Origin of the sequence: Helicobacter ibis (assembly GCF_027859255.1) — a bacterium.
Taxonomy (GTDB): Bacteria; Campylobacterota; Campylobacteria; order Campylobacterales; family Helicobacteraceae; genus Helicobacter_D; species Helicobacter_D ibis.
Genome location: NZ_JAQHXR010000001.1, coordinates 491982 through 504495 on the forward strand (window position 1 = coordinate 491982; position 12514 = coordinate 504495).

At 30.8% G+C, this 12514-nt stretch carries 14 protein-coding genes; 11 read left to right on the forward strand and 3 right to left on the reverse strand.

All coding sequences use genetic code 11. From position 1 onward, the window contains the following. Window positions 1-2: 2 nt before the first annotated feature. Window positions 3-1115, forward strand: a complete 1113-nt coding sequence (locus tag PF021_RS02705; protein WP_271020865.1) for a hypothetical protein — start codon at window positions 3-5, stop codon at window positions 1113-1115. Here the strand turns inward: PF021_RS02705 and ung are convergent. Genes ung through PF021_RS02720 form a run of 3 tightly spaced genes read right to left on the reverse strand, consistent with a single transcriptional unit; the run spans window position 1099 to window position 2716 of the window. Further along, window positions 1099-1782: a uracil-DNA glycosylase gene (gene ung, locus PF021_RS02710; RefSeq protein ID WP_271020866.1), complete on the reverse strand. Its 684-nt coding sequence runs from the start codon at window positions 1780-1782 to the stop codon at window positions 1099-1101. The two genes, PF021_RS02705 and ung, sit on opposite strands and share 17 nt — an antisense overlap. Further along, a complete protein-coding gene (gene gatC, locus PF021_RS02715; RefSeq protein WP_271020867.1) occupies window positions 1782-2069 on the reverse strand; it encodes an Asp-tRNA(Asn)/Glu-tRNA(Gln) amidotransferase subunit GatC in 288 nt (95 codons plus the stop codon). The genes ung and gatC overlap by 1 nt, the downstream gene beginning before the upstream one ends. Next, window positions 2069-2716 carry a TetR/AcrR family transcriptional regulator gene (locus tag PF021_RS02720; protein ID WP_271020868.1) on the reverse strand — a complete coding sequence of 216 codons (648 nt, stop codon included), beginning with the start codon at window positions 2714-2716 and terminating at the stop codon, window positions 2069-2071. The genes gatC and PF021_RS02720 overlap by 1 nt, the downstream gene beginning before the upstream one ends. A 189-nt stretch (window positions 2717-2905) precedes the next feature. Here PF021_RS02720 and PF021_RS02725 point away from each other — a divergent pair, with 189 nt between their 5' ends. From PF021_RS02725 to PF021_RS02770, 10 genes are read left to right on the forward strand one after another with little or no spacing between them, the layout of a single operon-like run. Then, window positions 2906-3379, forward strand: a complete 474-nt coding sequence (locus PF021_RS02725) for an RNA pyrophosphohydrolase (RefSeq protein WP_271020869.1) — start codon at window positions 2906-2908, stop codon at window positions 3377-3379. Next, window positions 3379-4584 carry an aspartate kinase gene (locus PF021_RS02730; protein ID WP_271020870.1) on the forward strand — a complete coding sequence of 402 codons (1206 nt, stop codon included), beginning with the start codon at window positions 3379-3381 and terminating at the stop codon, window positions 4582-4584. Before PF021_RS02725 ends, PF021_RS02730 begins: the two co-directional genes overlap by 1 nt. After that, window positions 4584-5126, forward strand: coding sequence for a HobA family DNA replication regulator (locus PF021_RS02735; RefSeq protein ID WP_271020871.1), 543 nt, complete (start codon window positions 4584-4586; stop codon window positions 5124-5126). Before PF021_RS02730 ends, PF021_RS02735 begins: the two co-directional genes overlap by 1 nt. Then, complete coding sequence (locus tag PF021_RS02740; protein WP_271020872.1) at window positions 5104-5748, forward strand: DNA polymerase III subunit delta'; 645 nt, start codon at window positions 5104-5106, stop codon at window positions 5746-5748. Before PF021_RS02735 ends, PF021_RS02740 begins: the two co-directional genes overlap by 23 nt. Before the next feature lie 3 nt (window positions 5749-5751). Continuing rightward, window positions 5752-6894, forward strand: coding sequence for a dihydropteroate synthase (gene folP / locus PF021_RS02745; protein ID WP_271020873.1), 1143 nt, complete (start codon window positions 5752-5754; stop codon window positions 6892-6894). 10 nt (window positions 6895-6904) lie between these two features. Next, window positions 6905-7885 (forward strand): hypothetical protein, encoded by a 981-nt coding sequence (locus PF021_RS02750; protein ID WP_271020874.1) that lies wholly within the window; start codon window positions 6905-6907, stop codon window positions 7883-7885. A gap of 2 nt (window positions 7886-7887) precedes the next feature. Further along, window positions 7888-8994 carry a metallophosphoesterase gene (locus tag PF021_RS02755; protein WP_271020875.1) on the forward strand — a complete coding sequence of 369 codons (1107 nt, stop codon included), beginning with the start codon at window positions 7888-7890 and terminating at the stop codon, window positions 8992-8994. A 60-nt stretch (window positions 8995-9054) separates the two neighbouring features. After that, entirely contained in the window at window positions 9055-11469 is a 2415-nt protein-coding gene (locus tag PF021_RS02760; protein ID WP_271020876.1) for a tetratricopeptide repeat protein, read from the forward strand. A 2-nt stretch (window positions 11470-11471) separates the two neighbouring features. Continuing rightward, window positions 11472-11696: an exodeoxyribonuclease VII small subunit gene (locus PF021_RS02765; RefSeq protein ID WP_271020877.1), complete on the forward strand. Its 225-nt coding sequence runs from the start codon at window positions 11472-11474 to the stop codon at window positions 11694-11696. Beyond that, on the forward strand, window positions 11693-12469 hold the full coding sequence (locus tag PF021_RS02770) for a carbon-nitrogen hydrolase family protein (RefSeq protein ID WP_271020878.1): 777 nt from the start codon (window positions 11693-11695) through the stop codon (window positions 12467-12469). The genes PF021_RS02765 and PF021_RS02770 overlap by 4 nt, the downstream gene beginning before the upstream one ends. Window positions 12470-12514: the final 45 nt, after the last annotated feature.

Below are 12514 nucleotides of genomic sequence, written 5' to 3' on the forward strand. Positions count from 1 at the left end.
GTATGCGATTTTTTATTTATTTTTTTATTTTTCCATTACCTTTTGTTATTTCTCTTGTGGCTTTGCTTTATGTTTATGACCCATTTATGATATACCATAAACCTTACTTTAGAGATGAGAGTTATAGTGATGATATGAGGATTCAAGCTAAAGGAATCATTGATAATTACGACTTTGATTCATATATCTTGGGTAGCTCTATGCTTACTTGGAGCTCTGCTAAGAAGGCTAGTGAAGTTTTGGGTGGCAAATTTGTAAATATCTCACTAAATGGTTCTACATTTAATGAAAGAGAGGTGGTTTTAAAATATATACTAAAACACAAAAATCCAAAACACATAATATACTCACTAGATCCACTAATGCTACTAATGGCAGTAACGCAAGATGTAATTAAATTTGATTATTTGTATGATGAATCTTTTTTGAATGATTTTAAAATTTATTACAATGTTAAGTTTTTGTTTTGTGCATTAAGATATTCTACTTCTGAAGATTGTGTTGGTAAAAAGGTGGAGTTAGAGAAGCTTATGGACTGGGAGCAATTTAATATAAAGACTTTTGGTGGATTTTCTAATTGGATTAAATATTATGAAGATGAAGACCAAAGTGTCGAGTTAAGATCTGTTATGAGGCAACTAAAAAATGTAAAAACTTTAGGGGCATTCACTCCTATAAATAACACACTAGATATACAAAAGCAACTTACTTATGCAAAAAGGCATTTATTTTCTATAATAGAACAATACCCAAATGTTAGATTTTCAATCATTATCCCACCTTATAGTAGGCTATATTATAGGATAAATAATCCAACTATATTTTACGGTTATGCACAGATTCTAAGCACATTAATTTTTGAAAATAAAAGTGAAAATATAAAATTCTATGGGTTTGATCATCTATCTTATGCAGATAATGTAGCAAATTACAAAGATTTAAATCATTACTATAAAGATATGAATGATTTTCAGCTCTCATCTATTGCAGATGATATTACGCTTCTTACTAAGGATAATGTGGTAAATTATCTAAGATTCGTAGAGAAACAAATAATAAACTATGATGTGCAAAGCTTATTAGATGAGTTTCAAAGCTCTATAACCTCCAATTAATCGGCTCTTTGCCTAGGCTTTGTAGAATCTTATTTGTTTTAGAAAAATGCTTACAACCAAAAAAAGCTCCTCTAGCTAGTGGTGATGGGTGAGGAGCAGTTAGTATGTAGTGTTTGGTTTTATCTATCAGCTTTTCTTTGCTTTTTGCGTAGTTGCCCCATAGTAGAAATACTATCCCTTCTTTTTGTTTTGAAACTTTAGATATTACTGCATCTGTGAATTCTTGCCAACCAAATTTTGCATGTGATTGTGGTTTGTTTTCTTCAACGCTTAGTATGCTATTTAGTAATAATACGCCCTCTTTAGCCCACTTACTTAGATCTCCACTTGTACTTGGTGGTATATTTAGGTCATTTTCTAATTCTTTGTAAATATTTTTTAGTGATGGTGGTAGCAAGATTCCACTTGGCACAGAAAAGGATAATCCCATTGCTTGACCTTTATTGTGATATGGATCTTGCCCTAAGAGAACTACCTTGACTTTAGAAAATGGAGTTAGATAAAAGGCATTAAAAAGAAGCGACATTGGAGGATATATGATAGAGCCACTATTTTTAGCGTTTAGTAAATTGTTTTTCAACTCCGCAAAATATGGCTTTACAAACTCATCTCTTAGAGCTTCTTTCCAGCTTTCTTCTAATTTTATTTTATCTATATCTATCGTCATTATTCTATTATTTTAGGGACTATAAAGAATCCATCTTCGCTACTTGGTGCTTCTTTTAGGATTAAATCTCTTACTTCAGCATTATATGGAATGTCCTCACGCATTTGCAGTTCTGATTTTATCGCGTTAAATGAGGCTTCTATGTTGTCTAAATTAAGGGTATTTATGTTTTCTACGAAATTTACTATTTCGCTTAAGTTTTGTTTTGTTGAATCTAGCTTGTTTGAATCTATCTCTAATGATGCTAGTCTTTGTAGTTTGTTTATTAATTCGTCATTTATATTCATTATTGCTCCTTTATTTTTGTGTATATCATAAATATTTCTATATTTTGATTTACCTTTTTTTCTATTTCTTCTTTTGTTGGTGGCTTGAAATTTGGAATTGTTATTGAATCCCACAGATATGGACTTATCAAAGTATTTACAAAAAATATTATATATTCTTTTAGGTTGCCTATTTGAAGCTCTTTGCTTGTTTGATAGTCTTGTAATTTTTGTGTAAAGATTTTTATACTTTGTTCTACGCATTCATTTTTAAAAATCTCTAAAAGTTCTGGGTATTTGTAGCCTTCAATAACGATTAGTCTGTGCAATGCAATTGACTGCTCGGAAGTTATTTTTTCTAAAATTCTAACTCCAAGAGTGTTTAAAAAATCCTTCATTGACCCTTGAGTTATGTTATTATCTTGCAATGCTGCATTAAATTCTTCTACAAAACTTCTAAAATTAAATTGCATAGATTGCTTGAATAAATTTTCTTTATTTTTAAATAACTCATATATGGTAGCTAGAGAGCCTCCAGTTTCTTTCACTATCATTTGTAGGCTAGTGTTTTCATATCCATACTTTAAGAAGAATGAATGTGCAACTTGTATTATTTTTTCTTTTCTTATATCTAATTTGTTTTCTTTACTTCTTTGGTTTGTTTTCAAATTGTAGCCTTAAATTAACATCGGTTTTGATTTTAATAAAAAAAAACTTAATTCTAAATTTTGGATAGTATTTAGAATGTTTTTAAAAATGCTTAGTTATAGGGATATAAAGCAGTATTTTATTTGACAAAAACCAAAAAAAATAGTTAAATTATGACATTTTTATAATTTTGAGAAAGGATTGGTTGCATGAAAGAATCTAAAAAAACATATCGTCCAAATGTAGCTGCAATTATCCTATCATCAAAGTATCCATTAACCTGTGAAATATTTATAGCTAGTAGAAGCGATATAAAAAATGTATGGCAGTTTCCTCAAGGTGGTATAGATCCTCATGAAACACCAAAAGAAGCATTATTTAGGGAATTAAAAGAAGAGATAGGGACAGATAAAATAGATATAGTAGCAGAGTATCCAGAATGGATTAGCTATGACTTTCCTCCTTTGGTGGTAAAGAAGATGTATCCATATGATGGTCAGATTCAGAAATACTTTTTAGTGAGATTACAAGAGGATGGGCTTGTGAATATAAATACAGATGAGCCAGAATTTAGTGATTATCAATTTGTGAGCTTTGATGATATTTTTAATTATATTACTTATTTCAAACGACCTGTGTATAAGCAGGTGTTGGAATATTTTAAGCAAAAGGGGTATTTATAATGCTAGTAGTGCAAAAATATGGAGGAACTAGTGTTGGTGATTGTGATAGAATCTTAAATGTAGCAAATAGGGTTGTAGAAACAAAAAGAAAAGGACATGGGGTTGTTGTTGTTGTTTCTGCTATGAGTGGTGAGACTGATAAGTTGCTTGGATATACAAAGCATTTTTCAAAAATACCAAATTTAAGAGAGAGCGATATGGTGCTTAGTGCAGGTGAGAGGGTTACTAGTGCACTTTTGGCTATTGCATTAGAGGAGCTTGGCTTTAAGGCTATCTCACTTAGCGGAAGAGGTGCTGGGATAGTTACAGATAACTCTCATACAAAGGCAAGGATTCAGCATATAGATACGACAAAGCTAAACGAGCTTTTGGCAAAAGATTATATAGTTGTTGTAGCGGGATTCCAAGGTGTTAGCGAGAATGGAGAAGTTACTACTCTTGGTAGAGGTGGTAGCGATCTATCAGCAGTGGCATTAGCTGGTGCTTTGGGGGCTGATTTGTGTGAGATATATACTGATGTAGATGGAGTATATACAACAGATCCAAGAATCGAGCCAAAGGCAAAGAAGATAGATAAAATAAGTTATGATGAAATGCTAGAACTTGCTTCAATGGGAGCTAAAGTTCTGCTTAATAGATCAGTTGAGATGGCAAAAAAACTAGATGTAAATTTAGTAACTAGAAATAGTTTTAACAACAATGAAGGAACATTAATTACAAAGGAAACAGAAATCATGGAACACCCTATTGTCAGCGGAATTGCACTAGATAAAAATCAAGCTAGAGTTAGTATTTGTAATGTAGAAGATAGACCGGGGATTGCTGCAGAAATTTTTGGAGCATTAAGTGAAGCTAATATAAATGTAGATATGATAGTTCAAACTATTGGTAGAGATGGTAAGACCGATTTGGACTTTACTATCCCAGAAGTAGAGTTAGAAAATGTAAAGAGGGTTTTAAAGAGTTTCGAAGGAAGTGTTGAATCTATAGACTATGATAGTGATATTGCAAAAGTATCTATAGTTGGCGTTGGTATGAAATCTCATAGCGGTGTGGCTTCTAAGGCTTTTAGAGCATTAGCAGAAGATAACATTAATATAATGATGATTAGCACAAGTGAAATAAAAGTATCAATGATAATTTCATTAAAATATGCAGAACTTGCCATTAGAACTCTACATGCAACATATGAGTTAGAAAAATAATGCAAGATATATCTCAATGGACTACACATATATTAAGGACAGATGAATCTCGTCCTACTTGGCTTGAGGAGAGGAAGTTTGAGTGGATACCGCTTGTAACAAATACGCTTCAAAGAGTATTTAGCGGGGATAATTTGGTGTTAATAACTGATAGAGATAGAGAATGGTTTGGTGATTATGTTGTAAATATGATTAATAAAAGCATAAATCGTCCTTATATCCCTATTATAAATATCCATTCTCTATTTCCTCAAGTTGATAAAAATTGCAAAAATGAATTAGGCATAGAGCTTGTTGCAGATTTTTTGGGTAATGTTTTTAATAATAAATATTTGTTTTGGTATATTGGCAGAAATGACGATAGGGCTAAATTAGCATTAAGCAATGATTTTGGGTTTTTATGGTTGTTTGATACTGATTTACAAAATAGCTTCACTTTGCAATCTACTGATACGCTAGTTGATATAAAACTTATGCAAATGTTTAGAATCTTTAACCTAACTATCGAAGCTGCACTATTTGGACAAATATCACTTGACTAATATGAAAAATCATATACTTCTAACCAACTATCCAGAACAAGAAGCAGAAAGGTATATACATAGTAATCCTAATGCTTTTTTGTTCTTTAGCGATGAGCTAAAGGTCGAAGATTCAAGGGATATTATAGATGAGGCATATATAGCAAATGAAAATGGTAAGACAATTTTAATAGCTGCAAATTCTTTTAATATATATGCACAAAATGCACTCTTAAAGGTATTAGAAGAGCCACCAAGTGGTGTTGTGTTTATAATTTTTGCTAAGGCTAAGTCTTTATTGCTCCCTACTATTCGCTCTAGAATGCCAATTATTAATCGTGTGTTAAAGCAAAAATTACCGCATTTTATGATTAATATAAAAACACTAAACTTAGAGCAAGTTTATGAATTTTTAAAGCAATTAGATAAAAATAGCCTCTCTGCAAATGATATAAAGATTCAAATACAAAGTTTGTATATTGATTGCATGGAAAATGGTATTTATTTTAATGAAGCTGAAAGTGAGATATTTCACAATGCTTTATTGTGGGCTTCACATTATGAGAGGGCTAGTTATATTTTTTCTGTTTTATTGCTTATGATTTTGCGTAAAAAAAAGCATAAAAAATTAAAAATAGGATAGTTTGTGTTTGTAAAAAATATTAAAAATGCTTTAGAGGTTTTAAAACAAATAGGTTGTGATGATGGCGGGTTTAGAATCTTAAGAGATAAGATTCAAACTTATAGCTTTTTAATAGAGGATCTAAAAACTCCAGCTGCACATATCTTAAAGCAAGAAGCATTAGCTTGCGGTGGAGATTTTGCATTACCAAAAGATGCGATACTTTATAAAAGAGATTCTTATAATGGTGTGTTATTAATTACAAAATCACAGAGCAAGGCATTGATAAAAAAGTTAAAAATGCAGGACTTTGGACTTAAAAATTTAGCATTAATTTTAGAAACTCATTTCAAGAATATATCTTTTGAAGTGCAAATTATGGGTGTTGCTAACATTACTACTGATAGCTTCTATCCTCTCTCAAGGAAGGCTGGAGATAGTGGAGATGATTATATAAATGCTATAAATAGTATTATAGCTATGATAGAGGATGGAGCTAGTATTATTGATATAGGTGCAGCATCATCGCGTCCGGGAAGTAGCCTTATTAAACCAAAAGATGAGCTAGAAAAACTAGAACCACTGCTTAAAATCATTAGAAGTGAGAATCTGTATACAAGGGCTAGTTTTAGCATTGATACATATAATGCAGAAGTTGCTAAAAAGTGCTTAGATAGCGGATTTAAGATTGTTAATGACATAACTGGTTTTAGAGATATAAAAATGATAGAGGCAGTAAAAGGATATGATTGTAGATGTGTAATTATGCATATGCAAGGAAATCCGCAAGATATGCAAGATAATCCAACTTATGAGAATCTTTTCTTAGAAATTGATAGTTTTTTTAAAAATCAAATTGATAGCTTAGAATCTGCTGGAATCAAAGATATAATTTTAGATGTAGGGATTGGCTTTGGCAAGAGCTTAGAGCATAATTGTGAGCTAATAAGGAATTTGAGACATTTTAGTCATTTTGGATACCCATTATTAGTTGGTGCAAGTAGGAAGTCTATGATTGATAAGATATATAAAAGTGATGTTTTTAGTAGGCTTCCCGGAACTTTGGCTATACATTTAGAATCAATAAACAATGGTGCAAGCATTATAAGATGCCATGATGTTAGAGAGCATCTTCAAGCAATTAAGGTGTTAGAAGCTTTAAAGTAGGGAGAGAGTTATGGATAGAAGAGAGGTTATATGGCAGCTATCAAGGCATGGGCATAAAAAAGAAGATTTGGAATTAATGCCAATTAAAGAGCTATCAAAACTTTTCAAAGAAGAGACCAGGAAGAATATATTAAGCTATATGGACTTTATAAAAGATGATAAAGCAGATATAGTTCAAGAATATAGCGATGATAATGTAGCAAGAGAGATAACAAAAATATCACATTGTGTTATCGGAGACGATATAAACTATCCTATGCTATATGACATTATTGAAAAAATTTTTGATGAATATGAATTAAATGAAACAATAGAGTTTGTATTGTCTCAAGTTAAAGATAAGCATTATAGGCAAATGACGCGTATTGTTGAGGTTGCCTTTAGAGCATATCAAGAAAGCTTATTGGATAAATTAGATGAGTTGTGCAAAAACTATCCAGTAGAAGAAAAGTTCGAGCAACTAAATTTATATAGTAACAAAAGAGAAGATGTGAATTTTCTAAAACATGCAATAAAAAAAATGGAAGAAGAAAATGCTAGGCTACAATTAAGCAAAATAGCACAATTGAAATTTGAGATAATAAGGGATTATTTTCCAGATTCTTTATATGAGAACTATGAGGATTATTACGAAAACGATGAAGAAAAAAATGAAATAATAGAAAGAATCATGGAGCTTACAAGTGCATACAAACGCCCAATGCTAAAAACAAAAAAGATTCAACTATTAAAGCATATTGAAAGAGTGTTGCTAGAAGATAAAGAAAGAGAAAGAGAAGAAAAAATATTAATAAAGCAATTTAGCATGAAAATAGGCGATGTTATGAATGGTGATGATGAATATGCTTTTAGTAGAGTGATTAAGGAAGCATTAGATGTATTAGATGAAAGAGATGTAAGAAAGATAGTGTCAAATTTTGATTTAGCAAGTAATCCTATATTCTTGCAAAGATTTAATGTAATAGTAAGAGAACATAGAAAGGTTACATAAACATGTTGTTTGCTATTGTTGCATTTAGCGTATTTTTGCTTATGCATGTTTTTGTGTATTTGTTTTTCTTTAAAAGAGCAGTTAGAAGAAATGGGATTCTTATTTGTTTAAGAATCTTTTTGATTGTCAATTATTGTGGTATTTTGGGGTATTTTTTTGGTAGATATTATAGTGATATACCGCAAGTATTGTATTTTTTGCTTTCTTTGCCTGTTGGAGTTATTTTTATACTTTTTGTCTCCATGCTTGTATATAATATCCTTAGTTTGCTACCCAAATTTAGCACCAAAAGAAGGGCTTTTTTTGAAGATTGTGTAAATTATGGTAGTGGAATTTTTACTTTATCTTATTTAGGATATGGGATTTTTGAGGGTGCATTAAAGCCAGAAGTCAAAGAAGTTGATATTTCTTTAGGATTGGCTAAGAATCTAAAAGCAATACAAATTAGCGATTTGCACATTGGTGGATTAATAGAAGAGAGTGTTGTAGGAGGGCTTGTAGATAGGGTTAATTCATTTGGCGTTGATATTATATTTCTAACTGGGGATATTATTGATGCAAACACAAGTAAAGTAAAAAAGGCACTAGATGAGCTTGGTAGGTTAAAAGCAACTTTAGGAGTGTATTTTGTTGTTGGAAACCACGAATATTTTCATGATATTTCAAATTTGCTACCTATTTTGAGGTCATTTGGTATCAAGATATTGGAAAATGAAAATGTAATTATTAGCAAAGATGGAATCGAGCTTTTAAATGTATGTGGAGTTTATGATTTATTTGGTAGGAGAATTAAGACACTAGAGCCAAATTTAAATGAAGCATTAAAAAATAGAAACAAAAACCTTCCAAGCTTACTTCTAGCACATCAGCCAAAATTTGCACTAGAGGTAGATGAGAGCCATAATGTTGATTTAATCTTAAGCGGACATACGCATGGTGGGCAGATTTTTCCTTTTAGATTCCTAGTTACGCTAGATCAGCCATATTTGCAAGGATTATATAATCATAATAAAAAAACCAAAATATATGTAAATAAAGGCACTGGATTTTGGGGGCCACCTATTAGAATCTTAGCAAGAGCAGAGATAACTTATTTTAATTTTTCATAGGATTTTAATGCCAAAAAAGTATAATACAAAAGTGTAATTTGACTTGTTAAAAGAGAGTTTATGGGTTTTATAAAAAAGAGTTTAATTTTTGTTGTATTCTTGCTTCAAGCTGTATATCCAATAGAATTCTACATAAATAGTGGCAGGGAAGGTGGGCAAAATTTTGCTGTGCTAAGCATAGTAGATGATAAACCCTTTATCTGCAAAGAAGAGTTAAATAGAAATTCTGAAGTTGGGCTTATTACTTGTGAGTTTGATGTGAAGCTTGTTTCTAGATTCTCAAAGAGTGATAGCTTATTTTTTAATATATCTCCACAAATAGACAACAATAAATTTATACTAAACATAACTCCTAAAAAAAAGATGAAGCTTTTTAGTTTAGAGTTTGATATAAATAGTAGCACTCCAATACCACAAGAAAGAAATGAATCATCTAGCAGATGGCAAATTATAGGATATGAAGATAGTCTGCCATTTTTAGATGATAGAATCGATGATGGGCTTAATTTTCCTATTAGCTTTAGTTCTCAAGTTGGATACCCTAAAGTTGGACCGCTAGATTATAAAATGGAGCCTATGAGTGATAATGTTGGATTAGATAAAGATCATTTTTTAAAAATCCAATCTTTTATGAGTAGAAAATCATACAATGAGGCACTCTTAGCCATTGATGAAATGTCTGCACTATATCCAAATAGTATTTTTAAAAGAGATGTTTTGTATCTTAAGATTCTTGCATTAGATGGTGTTAGTTCAAATGAAGATGTAGAAGATGTAATAGATTTAGCAAAAATGTGGCTAGATGCGTATCCGACTGATATTAATGTGCCAGAAGTTTTGTATGTTATTGCAAAATCATATGCAAAAATGCAGTTTTTTGATGAGGCTTTTTATTATTACAATAGGCTTTTTAAAGAATACAAAGGAGATAAGTTTGAACTTTTAGCAAGGCTTGAATATGGTAAAAACTTATATGCTAGAGGTGATAGAAATGTGGTTTTAGACATGTATGAATCTGTGCTAGAGGAGACACAAGATATTCATATTGCATCTTTAGCTTCATTTTTATTGGCGGAGTTTTACAAAAATACAGGCGATAAAAATAGAGCACAAGAGTATCTCTTAAATATCTTACAAGCAAATCCAAATTATTACTTAGATTCAATAGATATATATTATCCAATAATGCAAGATTGGGCAGAAGAGGGTATATATGAAGCGCCTGCAGAGATTGTTGAAGCTATGCTTGATGTAGTGGATAAAGAAAGGCCAATTTACATAGATATGCTAAAAGATGTAGCTATGTGGTATGACAATGCACAAAAGCTAGAGTTGGCGCATAAATATTATAAAATACTTCTTGGGCTTGATTTTAATGCAGATGAAAAGGCAAAAATAAAAAAGCTTGATGATGAGTTATTATTAAAATATGATGAAAATAATGCAACAAAGAGATTGGAGCATTATGATTATGTAATGCAAGAATATAAAGGGCAAGAGGAGGAGCAAAAAGCTCTAGAGCGTAAGGTGGAGACATTATATGAGCTAAAGAAATATAAAGAAGTCTTTGATATGAGAGATTCTTTAGAATCTAACAATACTATGTTGTTAGAATCTGTTGGAGAACTAACAAAAGATTCAATAAAAAGAGAAGATTGTAAAGAAGCAGCATTTTATGGTAGTTTGTATAGTAATACAATACCGCTAGATTACGATGATAAGTTAGCTTTATTTGATTGTTTGTATAAATCACAACAATATAAACCAGCGCAAAATATAGCACAACTAGAATCTGAAAAAGCAAAGCTAAAAGAAGAAAGAGAAGATTGGCTATATAGGCTTGGGTGGGTGATGTATAAATTACAAGACTATCCAAAAGCTTCAATGGCTTCAAGAGATGTAGTAATAATATCCAATAATGAAAAATATAATGACGCAGTGTTTGTTCTTTTTATGTCGTTAGTTCATCAAAATAGAAAAGAAGAAGCATTTTCTTATTTACCAAAATTGGAAGATAAGCTAAAAGACAAGAGAGAAATGATAGAAGTTTATAGAATTATGCTTTTAGATTCGCTTGATAAAAAAGATGATACTGCAATTACAATATATGCAAACAAACTAATTGCTTTACAAGATAAATATAGCAGTTATGATTATTCTCCATGGGTTGAGCTTAGTTTGGTTGAAGCACTAAATAGAGATAGTAAATTTGCAGAATCTTTAGAAGTGATAAACAAGGCAATACCACATGTAGCAAATAATAATCAAAAAGTTCAAGTGTATTATTTGCAAGGATATTTAAATTCTAAGCTTAATAAAACAAATGAAGCTTATAAGTCATATAGCGAGTGTGAGGGCATACAAGGGGAATCTCCGTGGAAGACTTTATGTATAGATGCTAAAAATTTAATTTTGAGAGATAATCCAAATTTAGATTCAAACACTACACAAGAAAATAATGATATACAAGGATAAAAATGGAAACTAACGAAAATAAAATTTTAGACGATATACAATCACAAGATTTTGAAAAATATCTACAAGTTATAACCGAATCTCTAACAATGCTAGAAGACGAAAACATGAGTCTTCATAAAAGTTTGGAAATTTATAAAAATGGTAAAGAAGCACTAATGAAGGCTCAAAAAATTTTGGATAATGTAAAGCTAGAATTTTGTGAGCTTGATAAGGAAAATGAATGAAAATAGCGGCACTTCAACTATCTACTTTTAAAAAAGAATCCGAAATAGAAAGATATATACAAAGAGCATGCACAGAGAAGGTAAAGATAGTTTTGCTTGGAGAGTATTTGCTAAATCCATTTTTTAAGACATTAGAAAATAGCAATAAAACAGAGTTATTAAAACTAATAAAAGATGAAGGTGATAAGGTATTAAAAATATCAACCAAATATCCAATAACAATAATAGCTCCACTGCTAGAGGTTGTGGGTGTGAAAATATATAAATCAATAGCAATAATAAATAAAGGTAAAGCTATATATTACAAAGCACAACGATTAATGCCTTATGAGCATTGGAATGAAGTTAAGTTTTTTGCAAACTCAATACCAAAAAATATAAAACTTCCATATACTTTTAGTGTTGGTGGATTCAAATTTGGAGTGCTGTTTGGATATGAGTTGCATTTTGATGAGTTTTGGCTTAAATTCAAGCAAGAAAATGTTGATTGTGTATTGTTGTCTAGTGCTTCAACTTTTGATTCTTCTTTGCGTTGGAGAAGCATTATTAAGATGAGAGCATTTTTGAATAATTGCTATATCTTAAGGGCTAATAGAGTTGGTCAGTATGAAGATGATTTTACAAATACGATGTGGAATTTTTATGGGGATTCTCTTTTTGTTGATCCTAGTGGAGAGGTGATTGACTGCTTGGGAGATAGAGAGGAGTTGCTAATAGCTAGTTTAAATAAAAAAAGTCTAAATGAGATTAAAGAATGTTGGAAATTTAGGTAGAAGATAGTATTTAATATTAGTTAAAATAAATTTTATATATAATAA

Excerpts from the sequence above, each read along its gene's own strand:
- PF021_RS02705 (WP_271020865.1), top strand. The coding sequence starts at position 3 with ATGCGATTTTTTATTTATTTTTTTATTTTTCCATTACCTTTTGTTATT.
- ung (WP_271020866.1), bottom strand. The coding sequence starts at position 1,782 with ATGACGATAGATATAGATAAAATAAAATTAGAAGAAAGCTGGAAAGAA.
- gatC (WP_271020867.1), bottom strand. The coding sequence starts at position 2,069 with ATGAATATAAATGACGAATTAATAAACAAACTACAAAGACTAGCATCA.
- PF021_RS02725 (WP_271020869.1), top strand. The coding sequence starts at position 2,906 with ATGAAAGAATCTAAAAAAACATATCGTCCAAATGTAGCTGCAATTATC.
- PF021_RS02730 (WP_271020870.1), top strand. The coding sequence starts at position 3,379 with ATGCTAGTAGTGCAAAAATATGGAGGAACTAGTGTTGGTGATTGTGAT.
- PF021_RS02735 (WP_271020871.1), top strand. The coding sequence starts at position 4,584 with ATGCAAGATATATCTCAATGGACTACACATATATTAAGGACAGATGAA.
- PF021_RS02750 (WP_271020874.1), top strand. The coding sequence starts at position 6,905 with ATGGATAGAAGAGAGGTTATATGGCAGCTATCAAGGCATGGGCATAAA.
- PF021_RS02755 (WP_271020875.1), top strand. The coding sequence starts at position 7,888 with ATGTTGTTTGCTATTGTTGCATTTAGCGTATTTTTGCTTATGCATGTT.
- PF021_RS02760 (WP_271020876.1), top strand. The coding sequence starts at position 9,055 with ATGGGTTTTATAAAAAAGAGTTTAATTTTTGTTGTATTCTTGCTTCAA.
- PF021_RS02765 (WP_271020877.1), top strand. The coding sequence starts at position 11,472 with ATGGAAACTAACGAAAATAAAATTTTAGACGATATACAATCACAAGAT.
- PF021_RS02770 (WP_271020878.1), top strand. The coding sequence starts at position 11,693 with ATGAAAATAGCGGCACTTCAACTATCTACTTTTAAAAAAGAATCCGAA.